The organism is uncultured Thioclava sp. (genome assembly GCF_913064665.1).
In the GTDB taxonomy this organism is placed as follows: Bacteria; Pseudomonadota; Alphaproteobacteria; order Rhodobacterales; family Rhodobacteraceae; genus Thioclava; species Thioclava arctica.
On sequence record NZ_CAJYBT010000011.1, the window covers coordinates 65,151 to 85,244 of the forward strand.

General features: G+C 61.2%; 18 protein-coding genes. 12 read left to right on the forward strand and 6 right to left on the reverse strand.

Features of this window, described 5'->3' with window-relative positions; genetic code table 11:
- Positions 1-27 precede the first annotated feature (27 nt).
- From gltX to QZ571_RS06725, 5 genes are all read left to right on the forward strand, one after another.
- A complete protein-coding gene (gene gltX, locus QZ571_RS06705) occupies positions 28-1,443 on the forward strand; it encodes a glutamate--tRNA ligase (protein WP_295532942.1) in 1,416 nt (471 codons plus the stop codon).
- Between the two features lie 80 nt (positions 1,444-1,523).
- Positions 1,524-2,819 carry a citrate synthase gene (gltA, locus tag QZ571_RS06710; protein WP_295532943.1) on the forward strand — a complete coding sequence of 432 codons (1,296 nt, stop codon included), beginning with the start codon at positions 1,524-1,526 and terminating at the stop codon, positions 2,817-2,819.
- Positions 2,820-3,568: 749 nt separating this feature from the next.
- Positions 3,569-3,751, forward strand: coding sequence for a hypothetical protein (locus QZ571_RS06715; RefSeq protein ID WP_295532974.1), 183 nt, complete (start codon positions 3,569-3,571; stop codon positions 3,749-3,751).
- Positions 3,752-3,943: 192 nt separating this feature from the next.
- Positions 3,944-4,702 (forward strand): gamma-glutamylcyclotransferase, encoded by a 759-nt coding sequence (locus QZ571_RS06720; protein WP_295532944.1) that lies wholly within the window; start codon positions 3,944-3,946, stop codon positions 4,700-4,702.
- Complete coding sequence (locus QZ571_RS06725) at positions 4,699-5,763, forward strand: dipeptidase (protein WP_295532945.1); 1,065 nt, start codon at positions 4,699-4,701, stop codon at positions 5,761-5,763. Before QZ571_RS06720 ends, QZ571_RS06725 begins: the two co-directional genes overlap by 4 nt.
- A gap of 55 nt (positions 5,764-5,818) precedes the next feature.
- On the opposite strand, the gene purD is transcribed toward QZ571_RS06725, so the two are convergent.
- Positions 5,819-7,081, reverse strand: a complete 1,263-nt coding sequence (purD, locus tag QZ571_RS06730) for a phosphoribosylamine--glycine ligase (RefSeq protein WP_295532946.1) — start codon at positions 7,079-7,081, stop codon at positions 5,819-5,821.
- A gap of 68 nt (positions 7,082-7,149) precedes the next feature.
- On the opposite strand from purD, the gene xseA reads away from it, so the two are divergent.
- Complete coding sequence (gene xseA / locus QZ571_RS06735) at positions 7,150-8,739, forward strand: exodeoxyribonuclease VII large subunit (RefSeq protein ID WP_295532947.1); 1,590 nt, start codon at positions 7,150-7,152, stop codon at positions 8,737-8,739.
- On the opposite strand, the gene QZ571_RS06740 is transcribed toward xseA, so the two are convergent.
- Positions 8,736-9,152 (reverse strand): hypothetical protein, encoded by a 417-nt coding sequence (locus tag QZ571_RS06740; protein ID WP_295532948.1) that lies wholly within the window; start codon positions 9,150-9,152, stop codon positions 8,736-8,738. The genes xseA and QZ571_RS06740 overlap by 4 nt on opposite strands.
- Positions 9,153-9,204: 52 nt before the next feature.
- Entirely contained in the window at positions 9,205-10,416 is a 1,212-nt protein-coding gene (locus tag QZ571_RS06745) for an alkane 1-monooxygenase (protein ID WP_295532949.1), read from the reverse strand.
- 106 nt (positions 10,417-10,522) lie between these two features.
- Between QZ571_RS06745 and QZ571_RS06750 the strand changes: the two genes are divergently transcribed.
- The 4 genes from QZ571_RS06750 to QZ571_RS06765 all read left to right on the forward strand — a co-directional run bounded on the left by QZ571_RS06750 (position 10,523) and on the right by QZ571_RS06765 (position 14,104).
- Positions 10,523-11,182, forward strand: a complete 660-nt coding sequence (locus tag QZ571_RS06750; protein WP_295532950.1) for a lysoplasmalogenase — start codon at positions 10,523-10,525, stop codon at positions 11,180-11,182.
- Between the two features lie 27 nt (positions 11,183-11,209).
- On the forward strand, positions 11,210-12,397 hold the full coding sequence (ftsY, locus tag QZ571_RS06755; protein WP_295532951.1) for a signal recognition particle-docking protein FtsY: 1,188 nt from the start codon (positions 11,210-11,212) through the stop codon (positions 12,395-12,397).
- A 177-nt stretch (positions 12,398-12,574) separates the two neighbouring features.
- The gene (locus QZ571_RS06760; RefSeq protein ID WP_295532952.1) at positions 12,575-13,477 is read left to right on the forward strand and encodes a DMT family transporter; all 903 of its coding nucleotides are present in this window, start codon (positions 12,575-12,577) and stop codon (positions 13,475-13,477) included.
- A 6-nt stretch (positions 13,478-13,483) separates the two neighbouring features.
- Entirely contained in the window at positions 13,484-14,104 is a 621-nt protein-coding gene (locus QZ571_RS06765; protein WP_295532953.1) for an inner membrane-spanning protein YciB, read from the forward strand.
- Between the two features lie 16 nt (positions 14,105-14,120).
- Here QZ571_RS06765 and QZ571_RS06770 read toward each other — a convergent pair whose 3' ends face one another.
- Positions 14,121-14,810, reverse strand: a complete 690-nt coding sequence (locus QZ571_RS06770; protein WP_295532954.1) for a glutathione S-transferase N-terminal domain-containing protein — start codon at positions 14,808-14,810, stop codon at positions 14,121-14,123.
- Between the two features lie 31 nt (positions 14,811-14,841).
- Complete coding sequence (locus tag QZ571_RS06775) at positions 14,842-15,759, reverse strand: alpha/beta fold hydrolase (RefSeq protein WP_295532955.1); 918 nt, start codon at positions 15,757-15,759, stop codon at positions 14,842-14,844.
- 197 nt (positions 15,760-15,956) lie between these two features.
- Here QZ571_RS06775 and QZ571_RS06780 point away from each other — a divergent pair, with 197 nt between their 5' ends.
- Entirely contained in the window at positions 15,957-17,132 is a 1,176-nt protein-coding gene (locus QZ571_RS06780) for an aminotransferase class V-fold PLP-dependent enzyme (protein ID WP_295532956.1), read from the forward strand.
- A 95-nt stretch (positions 17,133-17,227) separates the two neighbouring features.
- Positions 17,228-18,322 carry a GTP cyclohydrolase FolE2 gene (gene folE2 / locus QZ571_RS06785; RefSeq protein WP_295532957.1) on the forward strand — a complete coding sequence of 365 codons (1,095 nt, stop codon included), beginning with the start codon at positions 17,228-17,230 and terminating at the stop codon, positions 18,320-18,322.
- A 114-nt stretch (positions 18,323-18,436) separates the two neighbouring features.
- On the opposite strand, the gene QZ571_RS06790 is transcribed toward folE2, so the two are convergent.
- Positions 18,437-20,080 carry a CTP synthase gene (locus tag QZ571_RS06790; RefSeq protein ID WP_295532958.1) on the reverse strand — a complete coding sequence of 548 codons (1,644 nt, stop codon included), beginning with the start codon at positions 20,078-20,080 and terminating at the stop codon, positions 18,437-18,439.
- Positions 20,081-20,094: the final 14 nt, after the last annotated feature.

The following is a 20,094-nucleotide window of genomic DNA, read 5'->3' on the forward strand; positions in this document are numbered from 1 at the left end:
CGAAGCCGCGCGGTAGAAAGGCCCCAGATGTCGGATCAGCTCTCCCCCTCGCAGATCGTCACCCGCTTTGCCCCCTCGCCCACTGGCTATCTGCATATCGGCGGGGCGCGCACGGCATTGTTCAACTGGCTGTTTGCGCGCGGCCATGGCGGAAAATTCCTGCTGCGCATCGAGGACACGGATCGCGAACGCTCCACCCCCGAGGCGACAGCGGCGATTCTGCAGGGGCTCGATTGGCTGGGGCTGGATTACGACGGCGAGGTGGTCAGCCAAGCTGCAGGCGTTGCGCGTCATGCCGAGGTGGCCCATGAGATGCTTGCCACCAGTCGGGCCTATAAATGCTTTGCCAGCCAGGAAGAAATTGCCGAATTTCGGGAGACCGCGCGGGCCGAGGGACGTTCAACCCTGTATCAAAGCCCTTGGCGCGACGCCGATCCCGCCACCTACCCCGACGCGCCCTTCGTGATCCGCCTCAAGGCCCCGCGTGAGGGCGCCACGGTGATCAAGGATGCTGTGCAAGGAGATGTCACGATCCGCAATGATCAGCTCGATGACATGATTTGTTTACGTTCCGATGGCACACCCACCTACATGTTGGCCGTCGTCGTGGATGATCATGATATGGGCGTGACCCATGTGATCCGGGGGGATGACCACCTGACCAATGCCGCACGCCAAATTCAAGTCTATCAGGCAATGGGCTGGGACGTGCCCGTTTTCGCCCATATTCCATTGATCCACGGCCCCGATGGCAAGAAGCTGTCCAAGCGCCACGGCGCGGTGGGCTTGGAGCAGTATCAAGCAATGGGCTACCCGGCATCCGGCATGCGCAACTACCTCGCGCGGCTGGGCTGGAGCCATGGCGATGACGAATTTTTCAGCGACGAACAGGCCAAGCAATGGTTCGATCTGGGCGGGATCGGCAAGTCGCCCTCGCGGCTGGATTTCAAGAAGCTTGAGAATATTTGCGGTCAACACATCGCGATCTCGCCGGATGCCCAATTACTAAGCGAAATCGACAGCTATCTCGCAGCCGCAGAAAAAAAATCCCTCGACCCGACGCAGCGTGAGGCGCTGTTGGCGGCCCTGCCCGTCGTCAAGGGAAGCGCGAAAATCCTGCCGCAACTTCTTGAAAAGGCACATTTTGCGCTGACATCCCGGCCGATCGAGGTTGAGGAGAAAGCCGCGAAAGCGCTTGATGATGTATCCCGTGGTATACTGAGAGAATTGACCTTCGTGCTGCAACGCGCTAATTGGTCGCGGGAAGAACTGGAGGCAGCCGTTGGAGAAGTCGCCAGCGCCCACGGGCTTGGTCTGGGAAAGATCGCAGCCCCGATGCGCGCAGCCCTCGCCGGACGTGCCGCCACCCCCAGCGTATTCGAGATGATGCTTGTTCTTGGCCAAGAGGAGACCTTGGCGAGACTAAGCGACAAGGCGGCCTGAGGCCTGGCCGCCCTACCCGGGCCGATACCCGGACGCCTCAGACCGGCGCGGCCCAGCCGGACGATTGAAAGGGAAGATACATGGCTGAGACCTCAAAGACTGCCACGCTAACGCTGCATGGGGAGACCTATGAACTGCCAGTGTTGTCGCCCTCTGCCGGCCCCGACGTGGTCGACATTCGCAAGCTTTATGCGCAAGCTGACGTGTTCACCTATGACCCCGGCTTCACCTCGACCGCCTCGTGCGAAAGCTCGATCACCTTTATCGACGGTGACAAGGGCGAACTGCTGTATCGTGGCTATCCGATCGACCAACTTGCCGAGAAATCGCATTATCTTGAGGTCTGCTATCTGCTTTTGAACGGCGAATTGCCCAACAAAACCGAGCTTGAAGATTTCGAATATCGCATCACCCGTCACACGATGGTGCACGAGCAGATGCACAATTTCTTCCGCGGGTTCCGCCGTGACAGCCACCCGATGGCCACGATGGTGGGTGTGGTTGGCGCGATGTCGGCCTTCTACCACGACAGCCTTGATATCAACGATCCGTGGCAGCGCGAAGTGGCCTCGATGCGCCTGATCGCAAAACTGCCGACGATCGCCGCAATGGCGTATAAGTATTCGATCGGTCAGCCCTTCGTCTATCCGCGCAACGATCTGGGCTATGCTGAGAACTTCCTCAACATGTGTTTCTCGGTGCCTGCCGAGCCTTACAAAGTTGAACCGGCGCTGGCCAAGGCGATGGACCGGATCTTTACGCTGCATGCCGATCACGAGCAGAACGCCTCGACCTCGACCGTGCGTCTGGCCGGGTCTTCGGGTGCCAACCCGTTTGCCTGTATCGCAGCCGGTATCGCCTGTCTTTGGGGGCCCGCGCATGGCGGCGCAAACCAAGCCTGCCTTGAAATGCTGCGCGAAATCGGCACCGTGGATAAAATCCCCGAATATATCGCACGCGCCAAGGACAAGGATGATCCCTTCCGTCTGATGGGCTTTGGCCACCGGGTGTATAAGAACTTCGACCCGCGCGCCAAGGTGATGAAGGAAAGCGCTGACGAGGTGCTTGATCTGCTGGGCGTGCATGATAACGAGACGCTTCAGGTTGCCAAGGAACTGGAGCGGATCGCGCTGGAAGATCCCTATTTCGTTGAGAAAAAGCTCTATCCCAACGTCGATTTCTACTCGGGGATTATCCTTGAGGCGATGGGCTTCCCGACCTCGATGTTCACCCCGATCTTCGCGCTGTCGCGCACCGTCGGCTGGATCTCGCAGTGGAAAGAGATGATCGAGGATCCGACCAATAAAATCGGTCGCCCGCGTCAGCTTTATACCGGCGCGACGACGCGTGATTATGTGGACGTGTCCAAGCGCTAAGCCGTTGTGACAGGATTTGACGGGCCGAGGGGAAACCTTCGGCCCGTTTTGCGTGTCCAGCACGAAAGGTCCCATCGCAGCGCCCATGCGCGTCGTTGCCTTGCGGGCCACCAATGTCACGCAACTGTCGAGTGATCCGAGGTTGATGCAGCTGTCAAGCGGCGCCGCATATCAGCGCCTGCGCGATCCTTTCACCAAGGCCCTTCGCTCCCCCCTTCTATACGCACCAAGCGCGATCAGGTGCGTGCCGTTGCAGACCATGTGGTCGCCGATCTTCCGCGCGGCGAGGCGTTCGATTGTCTCGACCTGTATGCATCGCGCTTGCCCGCCAAGATGGTTACCACCGTGCTTGGGCTTCCCGTTGATGAACGGCCGCTGGTTTGCCCAGCAGGGTCGATGCGCCGAACCGTTGTCTGAGAATCCTCTATGACCTGACGAGTCACGACGAATTTGAGGCCGCGGCAGAAGCACTGTTGCACTTCACCGAGCAGGCCCTTGAGCGGCGGGCGCGCATCGTTGTCTTGGCGAAATGCTGGGGTTCGGTGGCCTTCTCAGATCGATGCCGATGATTGCACGCATTCCCTGACACAGCGCGCCGCTCTCAAAGCGGACCGTTTCACGCAAGGTTCGCGGCATCGCGAAACACTCGGGCGATCCGTCACATCAAAGACCGACCAAGCCGCCCCTTTGGCGCGTGCCCACCCTCGGCAGATGATGCGTGACAAGAACAGGGCGGATCAGGTAGGTTTATGTCCATGAAACATGTCCCTAAAGAAACCACGGATGATGCGCTTATTCAGGAATTCCTGAACAAGGGCGGTGAGGTCAAGATTGGCAAAACCAAACCCCTTCCAAACGAATTGGGTTTGAGCAACAACGCCTGGAACAACAAACTCACCAAAGAAGAAAAGTCCGCGCGCAACAAGAAATGATGGCGCTTGAGTGCATCCGGTTTTCCTGCGTGTGAGACCTGCCTCGCACGCGCGCAAATTCCCTGTGCGCAAGTGGATTGTCGGTCGCTCCGCCTGCGCAGCAGGCGGGCCCAGACGGCAAAACAGGGATCCGGCATCGCGATCTGCATAAATCTGAGGGTTGGGCGCGGCAGCAGAAAAAGGAGCCGACCCGTGGACCACAAGACTGATCCCTTCGCCCACCATCCCGAATTGCGCGGCAAGATCGAGGACCCGCTGACCTCGTTCTTTCGCGATTTCAGCGTCGACTCCGTGCTCAAAATGCATCCCGAACTGGCGAGCGTTATGGAATGGGTTTATTCCGACGAGGCCCGCGAAGACACACGCCGTCGCTGCCTTGCAGATTACGGCCCCGACGATCTTTGGGTCTTCGCCTATGGTTCGCTGATGTGGGATCCGGCGCTGAGCTTTAGTGATGTGCGCCGCGCCTATGTGCCAGATTTCGCCCGGCGGTTTATCTTGGTCGACGACAATGGCGGGCGGGGCACAAAGGACAGCCCCGGGCTGATGGCGGCACTGGATCAGGGCGATGGCTGCGCGGGGCTGGTCTTTCGCATCTCGGCCCAAGACGTGGAGCGCGAAACGGAAATCTTATGGCGTCGCGAAATGATTGGGCCGGGGTATTTGCCCGTTTTCGTCACCGCGCAGATCGACGGCAAACCCGGGCGCGCGCTGACCTTCGTGGCCGATCATTGCGCCGATGTGATCGACGCCGATCTGAGCCGCTCCGATCAAGTCCGCCTTATCGCGCATGGCGCGGGCTTTCTTGGCACGAGCAAAGCCTATCTGGAAAACATCGTCACCCAGTTCGCGCATCTTGGCATCGTCGACGCAGATTGCTCTGCCCTGCTGCAAGAGGTCGAGGCCTTTTTGATCTCAGAAAGCGCCCCTGTCGCAAGGACACAACCATGACCGACCTGATCCCCTTTTTCGATGGGCATAACGATTTCCTGCTGCGCCTGATGATGTCGCCAGCGCCGCGCGAAGAGACGTGGCTCGGCTCGGGCGGCAAGGGGCATCTTGACCTCAAGCGCATGAAAGCGGGCGGGTTTGCGGGGGGGCTGTTTGCGATTTTCGTGCCACCGCAATCCAAAGGTCCCCCGCCCGATTTCGGGGCTTTGATGGCCAATCCTCCCTATGACTTGCCGATGCCGCCTCTGATGACCCATGATGTGGCCCAGCCGATTGCGCTCAGGATGGCGGGTTTACTGCAGTGGATGGAACGCGCCGCACCGCAAGATTTCAAGCTGTGCCGCTCGATGTCAGATATCGCGGCGGCGATGGCGCAGAATGTGATCGCAGGCGTGATGCACATGGAAGGCGCCGAGGCGATCGGCCCCGATCTTGATGCGCTTTATCTGTTTCACGACATCGGGTTGCGCTCGCTTGGGCCGGTCTGGAGCCGCCCGACGATCTTTGGCCATGGCGTACCAATGGCGTTTCCCGGCACGCCCGACATTGGCCCCGGCCTGACGGAAAAGGGCAAAGATCTTGTGCGTCTGTGCAACGATCTGGGCATCGTGATCGACCTGTCGCACATGAACGCAGCCGGGTTCAACGATGTCGCCGCCCTTTCGAACGCGCCCCTTGTGGCGAGCCATTCCAACGCTTTCGCGCAGGCGGCCTCACCCCGCAATCTGACCGATCGCCAGTTGCACCAAATCCGCGACAGCGGTGGGCTGGTGGGGTTCAATTACGCGACCTTCTATCTCAACGCCGATGGTCGGGCCCGCTCGGACATGGGATGGGACGTATTGCTGCGCCACATGGATTATCTGATCGCGCAGCTTGGCGAAGACCATGTCGCCCTTGGCTCAGACTTTGACGGCTGCATCATTCCCGATCTGATCGGTGATGTGACCGGCGTGCAGGCGTTTTTGTCGGCGTTGGCGCGTCATGGCTATGATGCAGAGCTGCTGGTCAAGCTGGCACGCGGCAACTGGCTGTCGTGCCTCGGGCGCATATTGCATTAACGCACTCCAACCAGACCGAAGGGTCGGAATTTGGGCCTGACCCCGCGTGGCTATCTTATAGCGCGCGCCAGCCAATATCGCGGCGTACAAAGCCCTCGGGCCAGTCAATCGCATCGACCATCGCGTAAGCCCGATCGCGCGCCTCTTGCAGGCTGGTCCCACGCGCGGTGACGTTCAAAACCCGCCCGCCATTGGCCAGAATTTGCCCGTCTTTGCTGCTGGTGCCCGCGTGAAACACCATGTGAAAGCTGTCCCCGGGCAAGGCGTCAAGCCCGCTGATCTCAGAGCCTTTCTGATACGCGCCGGGATAGCCCTGCGCGGCCATCACCACCGTGATCGCGTGATCGGGGGCCCATTGCGCGCGCATCTCTCCCAGCCGCCCCTCGGCGCAGGCTAGCAGCAAATCAAGCACTTGCGCGCCAAGGCGCAGCATCAGCACCTGACATTCCGGATCACCAAAGCGCACGTTATATTCCACCAGCCGCGGCTGGCCGTCCTTGATCATCAGCCCGGCATACAGCACCCCCTGAAACGGCGTGCCCCGTCGCGCCATCTCGGCCACGGTGGGGCGCACGATTTCGGCGAGCGCCTTTTCTTCGATCTCGGGCGTCAGCACGGGGGCGGGCGAATAGGCGCCCATGCCGCCAGTATTGGGGCCGGTATCGCCCTCGCCGACGCGCTTGTGATCTTGCGCGCCGCCAATGGGCAAAATATCGGTGCCATCGCACAGGATGAACAGCGAGGCCTCCTCGCCCTCCATGAATTCCTCGATCACCACCTCGGTGCCCGCATCGCCGAACGCGCCCCCGAAAATCTCGTCGATACCGTCCAGCGCCTCATCAAGCGTCATGCCCATGATCACGCCTTTGCCCGCCGCCAGACCATCGGCCTTGATCACGATGGGCGCGCCTTGCTGGCGCACATATTCCTTAGCCGCTTGCGCATCGCTAAACCGCGCATAACCCGCCGTCGGTGCGTCGCAGGCATCGCAGATTTCCTTGGTGAAGGCCTTGGAGGCCTCAAGTCTGGCAGCCTCGGCCGAAGGGCCGAAGGTCAGATAGCCCTGATCGCGCAACGCATCGGCGACGCCAGCGGCCAGCGGGGCCTCGGGGCCGATCACGACGAAATCGATCGCATTGGCCTCGCACAGTTCCAGAACGGCCGCTGTGTCACTCGGGTCGATCGCCGCGCAATCGGCGATCTGCGCGATGCCCGCATTGCCCGGCGCGACGATCAGCCGATCGCATTTCGGGTTTTGCTTGATCGCCCAAGCCAGCGCATGTTCGCGCCCGCCGCCGCCCAGAACCAAAATGTTCATCACACGCCCCCTTGGCCTTGCCGTTTGCGCCTTCTAAGCTGGGCGCAAGAGTGAGGCAAGGCTGGCGAATGGACCTTTTGGACGACGAGAGCGGCTCGAACGCGCATGATTACACCGTTTCCGAGATTTCGGGGGCGGTCAAACGCGTGATTGAGGGCGAATTTGGCCGTGTGCGGGTGCGCGGCGAGGTCGGGCGGGTTTCGATGCCGCGCTCGGGGCATATGTATTTCGACCTCAAGGATGATCGCTCGGTGATCGCGGCGGTGTCTTGGAAAGGCCAGGTCGCCAAGATGGCCGTGCGTCCCGAAGAGGGCATGGAGGTGATCGCGACAGGCAAGCTGACCACCTTTCCGGGCCAGTCGAAATATCAGCTGATCGTGGATGAGGTCGAACCCGCCGGGGCGGGCGCGCTGATGGCGATGCTAGAGGCGCGGCGCAAGCAACTGGCGGGCGAAGGGCTGTTTGATGCCGCCCATAAACGCGCGATCCCGTGGTTGCCGCAGGTGATTGGCGTCGTGACCTCACCGTCTGGGGCAGTAATCCGCGATATTCTGCACCGGCTGCGCGAGCGGTTTCCGCGCCATGTGCTGATCTGGCCGGTGGCGGTGCAGGGGCAAGCCTGTGCGCCCGAAGTGGCCCGCGCGATCCGTGGGTTTAACGCGATGAAGCCGGGCGGGCCGATCCCGCGACCCGATCTGATCATCGTGGCGCGCGGTGGCGGCTCGATCGAGGATCTCTGGGGGTTCAACGAAGAGGCGGTGGTGCGCGCCGCCTTTGACAGTGAGATTCCGCTGATCTCGGCGGTGGGCCATGAGACCGACACGACGCTGATTGACTATGCCTCGGATCGCCGAGCCCCCACGCCGACGGCAGCCGCCGAGATGGCGGTGCCCGTGCGCGCCGAGCTGGCAAGCTGGCTGGCCGAGGCGCAGGCGCGCATGGGGCGCGCGGCGCGCGGGCGGCTGGAGCAGCGCGATCAACGGCTGCGCGATCTGTCGCGCGGTTTGGGCCGCCCCGAGACGCTAACCCAACCAGCGCGGCAGCGCTTCGATATGTGGGCGGATCGGCTGGGGCCTGCGCTGCGCACGCTGGTGCTGCGCAAGGGCACGCGGTTTGCCCCGCTATCGGCGCGGATCGAGCCGCGCCTTCTGCGTCAGTTCATGGCAAATGAATCGCGCCGCTTGGAGGGGTTTGCGGGCCGCTTGCGGCCCGCCCCGGGCGCGCGGCTGCGCCGCGCGCAAAGTGATCTGGATATGTTGGCGCGTCGGTTGCAGGCAGCAAATGCGCGGATGATAACAGAGGCGCAACGCCGCAATCGCGAGGGGGGCGCGCAACTGACTGCCCTTTCTGCCCGGCTTGATCGTTTGCCGCAAGCAAAGATCGAAGCGCTGCGCGAGCGGCTGGATCGGCTTGACCGGATGCGCCAGACGCTGGGCTATACCGAGACGCTCAAGCGCGGCTATGCCGTGGTGCGTGGACCGGACGGCGTGGTGACCAGCGCAGACGTTGCAGGCAAACAACCCGGCCTTGAGATTGAATTCTCCGATGGCCGTTTGGCGGTCATTCCCGGCGGGGGAGGCACATCAGCGTCGCCCGCCAAACCCAAGCCGACCAAGAAGAAATCCGATCCGGGAGCCGATCAGGGCAGCCTGTTCTAAACGCCCAGATCGGGCCCCTGACAGCTTAGCGGATCATGGCTTTCGCTGAGACTGATGAGCGGCGCGCCCGAGGTATCGCCCTTGAATTTCGCAACCAACCCCTGCGGGCTGTCGTAAAAGGTCCAGCATTGCAGCGGCACGAAGTCACCGTAATCAAAGCAGATATACTCATCGCTTTGAAACCAGTCGCCTTCCTTGCATTCGCTTTGCGTAAAAGCCCAGATAACCTTGTGGCCGGGCTTATATTGCTCGGCCCCGTAGGGCTGGCCCTGCGCGGAATAGGTGATCGTGCGGCCCTGCGTGCGGGCATCAAATTGCTCGGCCGTGAGGGGCGCGCCCAGATCAGCGGGCTGGGCCATCACGGGCAAGGCAGTTAGCGCGGCAAGGCAGGTCAGGACAAGAAATCGGCGCATCGGGTCTCCGGGGTCAGATTGCCTCCAGAGTGTCAGATCGCGCAGCCCTTGCCTAGCCTTGAGCGCGCCTCTCAGCGGCCTTCAGCGCAGCCACGCGCTTGTCCATCACGCGCCGCCAGAGAGGCGGGATCAGCGCCAGCGCGGCCATTGCGGGCAGGCTGCGTGGCAGAACCGGGCGCTGCGGCGCATCCAGATCGCCCAGACGCAGCGCGGGATATTCGCGCCCCGGATGGGCGTGGTGATCGGAATGGCGCGGCGCATTCAGCATCCACAGCGCGGAGACCGGATGGGGCGCGTCCCAGCTATGGCGCAGGCTCACCGGTTCGTAGCTACCATTGCCCCGGCGCGCCCGCTCAAGCCCGTAATGTTGCACATAATCCGACAGCAGCAGCTGCAACTGCGCATAAAGGCACAACAACAGATAGGCGAGCACTCCGCGCAGCCCAAAGATCACCCCAAACAGCAGCACAAACCACAGCGCGCCCAGAACATAAGACGGGTAAGGGCCGAGTGCTGCGATACGCGCGCGCAGCCGCTTGCGCCAATCAGCGCCCTCCGGCAAGGTCCGCCGCTGCGCCAGATTGCGCTCCATCTCTAGCCCCGCAACGAAGCTGCCACTCCAGGCGCGCGGCACGAAAGACCAAAACCCCTCACCCGGCTGGGCGGAATTTGGATCATCTGGCGTGGCGACAAAGCGGTGATGCACATGGCGATGGGCCGAGCTGTGATGACCGTATAGCAGAGAAATGTAAACCCATTTCCCGAGCGTAAACAGACGCTTGTCGCGGCAGTGGATCAACTCATGGGCGTTGGAATTGGACACTTGCCCAAAGAACAGCCCAAAGGCCAGCAGCACCGCGACCCAAGACGGACCTTCCAGCAAGGTATGGCCCGACAGCGCCGCAACCCCAAGGATCAACAGGACGAAATGCGCGCCCGCCAAGGCAATCGACAGCGTATCAGCGGCGGGAAATTCGGATCCCTCGGGCGCATCGGGGGCGGCGCGCGCGACGATCTCATCAAGCGCGAAAATGAACAACGCAATCCAGATCAGCGCCAGCCACGCCGGCCAGCCGCCAAAAATTGCGGCCAAGATCAACAGCGGCACCGGCGCGAAGGTGACGATGGCAAAGGTATCGACCTCGGGGGTGACATTGGTGAGATCAAACAGCGTCGCCAACGGTCCGGGCAAGCGATCGCGCCAGCGCGCACGCTCTTCAGGGATCGCCTCAAGATTTTTTTGCAAATCAGGCTCTTGCGTCATGTTCGCCTCTGCTCTGCCTCTGCGTTTTTTTCGTCATCTTAACGCCGATTTCGGCCATTTTACGGCAAGACTTGCAGGGGCGTAAAAAATCTGTCCCTGTAGCGCGATGACCATATTCCTTCTTTTGCCGTTTGCCGCAGCCCTGATGCTGGCCGTGCTCTACCTGATCTCCTTCGCGGGTGCTACGCCAAGCTGGCGCAAAACCGCGATTAAGACCAGCGCGGTTGCCTGTCTGGTACCGCTGGCGCTGATGTTGCATATGCCCGGCTGGATCGTGATCGGGCTGGCGCTGGGGGCGGTGGGGGATTTTGCGCTTTCGCGCCCCGGACAAGGCGCGTTCCTTGCGGGAATGGTGGCCTTTGCGGCTGGGCATCTGGCCTATCTGGTGGCGTTTATCGGGCTTGGCGCGCAGTGGCCCAACTGGCCCGCGACAGCAGTGATGGTCATGCTTGCCGGTGCGGTCGAGATTTGGGTCGTGCCCCATACCGGCGCGCTGCGTTGGCCGGTGCGCGGCTATATTCTGGTAATCGTTGCGATGGCGATTGCGGCGATGGGGCTGCCACCCGAGGCGACGGCGCTGTCATTGGGTGTGGTACTTTTCGTGACGTCGGATGCAATCCTGTCGGTCGAGACATTTGTGATGCAAGAGGGCGCGCGCAAGCGTCTGGCCTCGCGCGCGCTTTGGCTGTTTTACTGGTCGGGACAAGCGCTGATTGCAATCGGGCTGGCATTGGCCCCTCTTTTCACCGGGCCTGCGATGAATTAGGTGGAAAGCAACGAAAGGCCTGCCACGATGTCGTTTTTCAAAAAGCTCAAATCCCGCCTAACGCGATCCTCCTCCCAGCTTGAACAAGGGCTGGAAGATATCGTGGCTGAAAATGCCGCCGAGGAAGAGGCGACCGCGTCCCCCTCAGACCCCGAGGCGACCCACCCGCAGGCGTCTGAAACCGTAAACCTGCCCGATCCGACCTTTCCCGCGCCGGGCTATGTGCCAGCGCCCGTGACCGAACCGGTTCAAGACAAGAATGCGCAGATCGCCAAAGCGCCACTGGATGTTGAACCCGCCCCCGCGCGTCCTGATCCGAGCCCTAAAAAACCGGGGCTATTGGGGCGCATTTTTGGCGCTGAGCCGACAGTCGATGCGCCACGCCGGGTGCTTGACGATGCGATGTTGGAAAGCCTTGAAGAGTTGCTGATTACCTCGGATATGGGCGTTGATACGGCGTTGCGCGTCACGGCCAACCTCGCCGAGGGGCGGATGGGGCGCAAGCTGTCCGTGCCTGAGATCAAGGGCCTTCTGGCCGCCGAGATCGCGCGCATCATGGAGCCGGTGGCCAAACCGCTACCGATCTATCCCAAAAAACCGCAGGTCGTGCTGGTGGTTGGCGTCAATGGCTCGGGCAAGACCACGACGATCGGCAAGCTGGCCTCGCAATTTCGCGCCGCTGGCAAACAGGTGGTAATCGCGGCGGGCGATACGTTTCGCGCCGCGGCGGTTGAACAGCTACAAGTCTGGGGAGAGCGCGCGGGCGTGCCGGTTCTGACCGCGCCCGAGGGATCTGACCCCGCTTCCCTTGCTTTTGACGCGATGAAAAAGGCCGAAGAAGACGGCGCCGATCTGCTGATGATCGACACCGCCGGACGGCTGCAAAACCGCGCGGATCTGATGGAGGAACTGGCCAAAATCGTGCGCGTGATCCGCAAGCGCGATCCAAGCGCGCCCCATAATACGATCCTCGTTCTGGATGCGACGACGGGGCAAAACGCACTGCAGCAAGTCGATGTGTTTCGCAAGATTTCGGATGTGTCAGGCCTTGTCATGACCAAGCTCGACGGCACCGCCAAGGGCGGCGTGCTGGTGGCTTTGGCAGACCGGTTTGGCCTGCCCATCCATGCCATCGGGGTGGGCGAGCAGATCGACGATCTTGCACCCTTCGATCCCGAAGAGTTCGCTCAGGCACTGGTTGGGCTGGAACGCTGATATCTTGAAAAAAGGGGCGCTGCCCCTCGGGCTACGCCCTCACCCCGGGATATTTGGGTCAAGAGGAAGAGAGGACTCTTGCCTTCCTCTTGACCCAAATATCCCGGGGGTGAATGGCCGACTGGCCAGAGGGGGCAGCGCCCCCTCCCCTGACGCGATGACGATAAGGACGCTGCTGTGAGCGATTGGATCATTTCCGTTTCTGGCACCGAGACGGGCCGCCATCTAGCGCTGGGGTTGGCGCTGCTTGCCGCGTTTTTACACGCCTTGTTTGGCGCGCTACAAAAGGGGCGCCATGACCCGTGGCTTAGCCGGGCGGCGATTGACGCAAGCTATGGGATTATCGCGGCCCCCTTCGCGCTGTTCGTGGTGCCGTGGCCCGAGCCCTATATGTGGGCGATTTTCGCCACCGTTTTCGTGATCCATGTCTGCTACAAGTTGTTGCAGGCGATGACCTATTCGCGCGGGGCCTATACGGTGGTCTATCCTGTGGTGCGCGGCACTGCGCCGCTTTTCGCAGTGATCGGGGCCGGGATCGTGTTTGGCGAGCATTTCACACTGGGCCAATGGGCGGGTGTGGGCGTGTTGTTGGCCGGGATCTACGGCTTGGCGCTTTATAATCTGCGCACGATCACACTGGACCGTGAAACGATGGTGCCCGCGCTCGGCCTTGCGATTGCGACCGGGGCCTTCGTGGCGCTTTACACCACCTATGACGCCTATGGTATTCGCGCGACGGCCGATCCTTTTACCTTTCTGGCGTGGTTTTTCTTTATCGACGGTTGGTTCATGCCGATCTTTACCGCGCGGCGCTGGCGCAAGATGCCCGGTAGCGAAATCGTGCCTTTGCTGAAAAGGGGTGTTATTGGCGCGATTGTTGCCTATTTCTCCTTTGGCTCGATCATGCTGGCGACGCGGCTGGACAAGGTCGGCGAGGCAGCGGTGTTGCGTGAGACATCGACGGTGTTTGCGGCCCTGATTGGCTGGCTGGTGCTGGGCGAAAAAGTGGGGCCGCGGCGCACGGCGTTGATGGCGCTCATCGCGGTTGGCGCGGTGATTGTGGAAATGGCAGGACGGTAGAAGCAGATGGCAGGCAAAAAGATTTCCCCATGGGTGAAGGGCGCGCTTGATTGGGGGCCGTTGGTGATTTTCTTCTTCGCGTTCAATCGCTTGAAGGACGGCCATTACGAAATTTTGGGCCGGGATTATTCTGGCTTCATCCTCGCCACCGCGCTGTTCGTGCCCCTGATCGCGGTCTCGACGCTGATCTTGTGGCGCCTCACGGGCAAGCTATCGGCGATGCAGATTGCAACGTTGGTGCTGGTTCTGATCTTTGGTGGGCTATCGGTCTGGCTCAATGATCCGACCTTCTTCAAGATGAAACCCACGATCATCTACCTGCTGTTTGCGGGCATCTTGGGCGCGGGTTTGCTGCGCGGCAAAGCGTGGTTGCAGCTTGTCATGGAAGAGGCCCTGCCGATGCAGCACGAGGGCTGGATGATCCTGACCCGCCGCTTCGTTGGGTTGTTTCTGGCGCTGGCGGTGGCCAATGAAATCGTCTGGCGCACGATGTCCGACAGCATCTGGGTTGATTTCAAAACCTTCGGGCTGCCGATCATCCTGATCGGTTTCATCATGGCGCAAGCCAAACTGTTTGAGCGCTACGGCATCGAGAAACCGGAAGAAGACGGCGCGCCCCCGGAATAGGGACGCGCCGCAGCGTTCAGCGTTTGAACAGCACTTTCTGGGCGTCACGGCTGCTATTGTCGCCCCGATTGTCCGCCGCCAAGGCACGACCGACCTGCACCGCTGGACGCGCGCTCAGCTCATCGAGCCAGCGTTTCAGGTTTGGCTTGTCATCAAGCGTTTGCTGCTGACCCTCCCACAGCGAGGCCCAGCCCCAAGCCGCCATATCCGCAATCGAATAGAAATCGCCCGCTAGGTAGCGGTTTTCGGCGAGACGGCGATCCATCACGCCGTAAAGGCGCCCCGTCTCGGTGCGGTAGCGATCCTTGGCATAGGGCAGGTCTTGCGGGGGTTCGAGATTGGGGGCGTATTTCAAGAAATGGTGCGCCTGCCCCGCCATCGGGCCCAGCCCGCCGACCTGCCAGAACAGCCATTCCTCGACCGCGATCTGCTCGCGCACAGTCTCACCGTAGAACTGCCCTGTTTTGCGCGCGAGATATTGCAGGATCGCGCCGGATTCGAAGATCGAGATCGGCGCGCCATCTGGCCCCTCGCGGTCGATGATCGCAGGCATCCGGTTATTGGGCGAGATCTTGAGAAACTCGGGCTTGAACTGATCGCCCGCGCCAATATTGATCAGATGGGTCTCGTAAGGCAGCCCCATCTCTTCCAGCGCGATAGAGATTTTCCAGCCATTGGGGGTGGGCCAATAGTAAAGGTCGATCATGGAGCTCGCTTTCGCAGATTGTGTCTGTGACTTAATCTGCTCTGTGACCCGCCAAAGGCAAGGGCGCAAGGGCTGTGCGTTGGCGCGCAAACAGGCGCGACCAGCGGGGCGCTTGTACCTGCGGCAGGGCTTGGGCGAGATACGGTAGCGGCAGGCGCTCGGGCGCGCGCAGAACGGCGCGATACAAATCAAACAGCCCGTCGCGCATGTAGCACGAGAAATGGCACACGCGCCGATCCGACAGCGCCACGGGATAACCGATATCGGCCAAAGTCGCGATCACGTCGGGGGCGTCGATTTGCAGATCCACCCAGTTGCGCAAAGGGCGGCTGAGCCCGTTGCCAATGCAGCGTTCGCGCCCGCGTCCCACTCCCAATTCCATCAGGAAATCGAATAGATCGTTTTCGCGCGTGGTGACATTGAGCACCTCGCAGGCGCGCCCGGCGGGGCTGGCCATTGCCTCTTCGGCGCGGCTTTGAAATTCCGCTGCTGCGAGCAGCACCATGCGCGAGACGCGTCCCGCATGAAGATAGCGCAGCGCGCGCAACCCGACATGGCAGCCCATCGAATGCCCGATCAGCCCGACGGGTCGGTCCGAAACCTCGCTGAGTTGCGTGATCAGACGCGCCAGACGCTGGGCTGCGATCTCGGCCATGTCATAGATGCGCGCCAGCCGCCCCGTCGATTCCCAGCCAAAGCCGATCGCGAGCCCCTCGCCCGGGTTTTGCCCGCCAAAGCCAAGCGCACGCGGCCAGCTGGTGGCGGTGTGCAGGTCAAAGCTGGGCTCAAGCGCAAAGATATGGGAGTGTGGGTCGCGTTTGGGATCGCTGGGCGAGAACCCGTAGCCATGCACCATCACGATGATCGGCGCGCCCTCGGGCAGCGCATTTGCCTGCGCAATCAGGTCGGCGGGCGGGGCGCCTTCAGCGTTGATGTTAAACAGCGGCATCTGGTTCTGTCCGGGCTTATATTGCGGTTTTGTTAGATCGCAACGCGGCATCTGGCGCTGTGGTTCCGCGTGTCGCTGCGGCGAAATCGCCCGTTAACCTGTGCAATCGGTGTGATCTGGCCGGTCCAAAGCGTTGACCCCGCGGATTGAGGGCGCTATCGCAGCGTTGACGCGACCAACCGTCGCAGGAGAGAGCCATGACCGATCGCAAATTCCGCACAAAGCTCGTTCACGCAGGCATTCGCCGCAGCCAATATGGCGAAATGGCCGAGGCGATGTTTCTCACCCAAGGGTTTGTTTACCCCTCAGCCGAGGCCGCCGAGGCGCGCTTTCTCGATCAGAGCAAGGATGAGTTCATCTATGCGCGCTATGGCAACCCGACCACGCGGATGTTTGAAGATCGCATGGCCGAGATCGAGGGCACACAAGACGCCTTTGCCTGCGCCTCGGGCATGGCTGCGATCAACGGCGCGCTGAGCGCGCTGGTAAAGGCGGGCGACCATATCGTCGCGGCGCGCCAGATGTTTGGCTCGTGCCTGCATGTTCTCAAGGTGTTGGAGCGCTTTGGCGTCGCGGTCACGCTGGTCGATGGCACACAGCTGGACGCGTGGCGCGCGGCGATGCGCCCCGAAACGAAGATTTGCTTTTTCGAGAGCGTGTCCAACCCCGGCCTTGAAGTAATTGACATCGCAGGCGTCGCGCAAATCGCCCATGCGGGGGGCGCGGTGGTGGTTGTGGACAACGTCTTTGCCTCGCCCGTGTTTTCCAACGCGGTCAGCTTAGGCGCCGATATCATCGTCTATTCCGCGACCAAGCATATCGATGGCAGTGGGCGGGTGCTGGGTGGCGTGGTGCTGGGAACGCAGGACTTCATCCGCGGCCCGCTGGAAACCTATGTCAAACATACCGGCGGCGCGATGAGCCCGTTTCATGCTTGGTTGTTGCTATCGGGCTTGCAGACGCTTGATCTGCGGGTGCGCGCGCAGGCGGTCAATGCGGCAGCGGTGGCGACCGCAGTGGCCGGGCACAAGGCGTTAGCGCGCACGATTTATCCCGGCCTGATCGAGCACCCCCAGCACGCGCTGGCGATGGATCAGATGGGATCGGGCGGCACGATGATCGCGCTCGATCTGGCGGGGGGCAAAGCGGCGGCGTTCCGCTTTCTCAACGCACTTGAGATCGTGTTGCTGTCCAACAATCTGGGCGATGCGAAATCCATCGCGACCCACCCAGCCACGACGACGCATAAAAACCTTAGCGAGGAAGAACGCGCGGCGATCAATATCACGCCGGGCTTGGTGCGCATTTCGCTTGGAATCGAGGATGGGCGCGATCTCGTGGCAGATATCCGTGGTGCACTTGATGCGGTTTAAGGGGTGATCCATCCGGCGATCTAGGGCGTATTCTCTTGGACATTCCCCCCGAACTCCCCATATCAAGCGGGACCGGGTCAGCCGGAGGATAGGATATGAACGTGCAGGGCAAGATCGACACTCCTGATCAGCTGGAGGCCAAAGCCGCGCTTGAGACGCTGCGCAGTTGGGCCGCGCAGGCGGATCCGGTAGAGGTGGCGCGGCTAGACCCGGCGATCTCGCGCCTGCTGCCGGGCCATGCCGTGGCAAACTATCCCGATCTCAGCCGTCAGTTTGACCCCGATTTTATAGCCGATGCCGTCTATAAAGCGACCCTGCCCGATTTGCAAAACGGGCCGTCCTCGTTGATCGTGGGGGCCAAGACCCGGATCGAGCATGTCGGCATCTCCAATTTCCGTCTGCCGGTGCGATTTCGCACCCGCGACAATGGCGATCTGACGCTTGAGACCTCGGTCACGGGCACGGTCAGCCTTGAGGCGGAAAAGAAGGGCATCAATATGAGCCGCGTGATGCGCAGCTTTTACAGCCATGCCGAAAAGAGTTTCTCCTTCGAGGTGATGGAAGCCGCGCTAAACGATTATATGGACGATCTCGACAGCTTTGACGCGCGACTGATGATGCGGTTCTCGTTCCCGGTCAAGCGCCCGTCGCTGCGCTCGGGGCTAGAGGGCTGGCAGTATTATGACATCGCACTGGAGCTGACCGAGATGGGCGGTGTGCGCACCAAGGTGATCCATCTCGATTACGTTTATTCCTCAACCTGCCCCTGCTCGCTGGAACTGTCCGAACATGCGCGCACAACGCGCGGCCAGCTTGCCACGCCGCATTCGCAGCGCTCGGTTGCGCGGATTTCGGCGGTGGTCGAGCCGGGTAAATGTCTGTGGTTCGAAGACCTGATCGATCTGGCGCGCGCGGCCGTCCCCACCGAAACCCAGGTCATGGTGAAACGCGAAGACGAACAAGCCTTTGCCGAATTGAATGCCGCCAATCCGATCTTTGTCGAGGACGCGGTGCGCTCGTTTGCCCAACAGCTATTGGCAGAGCCACGGATCGGTGATTTCCGCATTCTCGCCAGCCATCAGGAAAGCCTGCACAGCCATGACGCTATCGCGGTGCTGACCGAGGGCGAAACCTTTGCGCAAGCCAGCCTTGATCCGCAAATCTTTGCCACTCTGGTGCATCGCGGCTAAGGCAATCTGACTTAGAACAGCAAAGACACTCAGCGTCTTCAGGGCCCCAATTTTCGCGCAGAACCGCGCGAGAGTTGGGGCCTTCTTGGCACGGCCATCAGGCCGAGAAATGCGTTACACCAGACGGCTTTGATCCAGCGCCGCCTTGATGAACCCGGCAAACAGCGGGTGGGGCGCGAAGGGTTTGGATTTCAGCTCGGGGTGGAATTGCACGCCGATGAACCACGGGTGATCCTTGTGCTCGACAATCTCGGGCAGACGACCATCGGGCGACATGCCGGAGAATTCCAATCCGCAGGCTTCGAGCGGTTCGCGATACTTGATATCGACTTCGTAACGGTGGCGATGGCGCTCTTCGATATCGGTCGTGCCATAAACCTCGGCCACTTTTGAACCCGCTTGCAAGACGGCCGAATAAGCGCCCAGCCGCATCGTGCCGCCCTTGTCGTCATCAAGCTTGCGTTCGACCCGGTGGTTGCCCTGCACCCATTCCTTGAGGTGATAAACCACTGGCGTAAAACGCTTTTTCCCCGCCTCGTGGTCAAACTCCTCAGAGCCTGCATCGGCAACGCCCGCCAGATTGCGAGCGGCTTCGATCACCGCCATCTGCATACCAAGGCAAATCCCAAGGTAAGGCACGCCCTTTTCACGGGCAAATTGCGCGGCGCGGATCTTGCCTTCGGTGCCGCGTTCGCCAAAGCCGCCGGGGACCAGAATTGCGTGGTAATTTTCCAGATAGGGCGCGGGGTCTTCGGTCTCAAAAATCTCGGCGTCGATCCACTCGGCTTTGACGCGCACCCGGTTGGCCATGCCGCCATGGGTCAGCGCTTCGGCGATGGATTTATACGCATCCTCAAGCTGGACATATTTGCCCACGATCGCCACGCGGACTTCGCCCTCGGCATTGTTGAGACGGTCCATCACGTCTTCCCAACGCGTCAGGTCGGGCTTGGGTGCGGGCGAGATGCCAAACGCATCCAGCACCGCCTGATCCAGCCCCATGCGGTGATAGGCCAGCGGGGCCTCGTAGATCGATTTCAGATCATAGGCCGGAATGACGGAATCGGGGCGAACATTACAGAACAGCGCGATCTTGGCGCGTTCCTTTTCCGGAATCGGATGCTCGGACCGGCACACCAGCACATCGGGCTGCAAACCGATCGAGCGCAATTCCTTGACCGAGTGCTGCGTCGGCTTGGTTTTCAGCTCACCCGAAGCCGCAAGATAGGGCAGCAAGGTCAGGTGCATGAAAATGCACTGGCCGCGCGGGCGATCTTGGGAAAACTGGCGGATCGCCTCGAAGAAGGGCAAGCCTTCGATATCACCGACCGTGCCGCCGATCTCACAAAGCATGAAATCGACCTCATCATCGCCGACATCAAGGAAGTCTTTGATTTCGTTGGTGACATGCGGAATCACCTGAATCGTCTTGCCCAGATATTCACCGCGCCGCTCTTTTTCGAGCACGTTGGAATAGATCCGCCCCGAGGACACGGAATCGGTATTGCGCGCACTCACGCCGGTAAAGCGCTCGTAATGGCCCAGGTCCAGATCGGTCTCGGCCCCGTCATCGGTGACGAAAACTTCGCCATGCTCGAACGGGCTCATCGTGCCGGGATCGACGTTGAGATAGGGATCGAGTTTGCGCAGGCGCACTGAGAACCCGCGTGCCTGCAGCAGTGCCCCCAAAGCGGCCGATGCCAACCCCTTGCCGAGCGACGAAACAACGCCGCCGGTGATGAAGACATATCGTGCCATGGAGACCCCCGTGA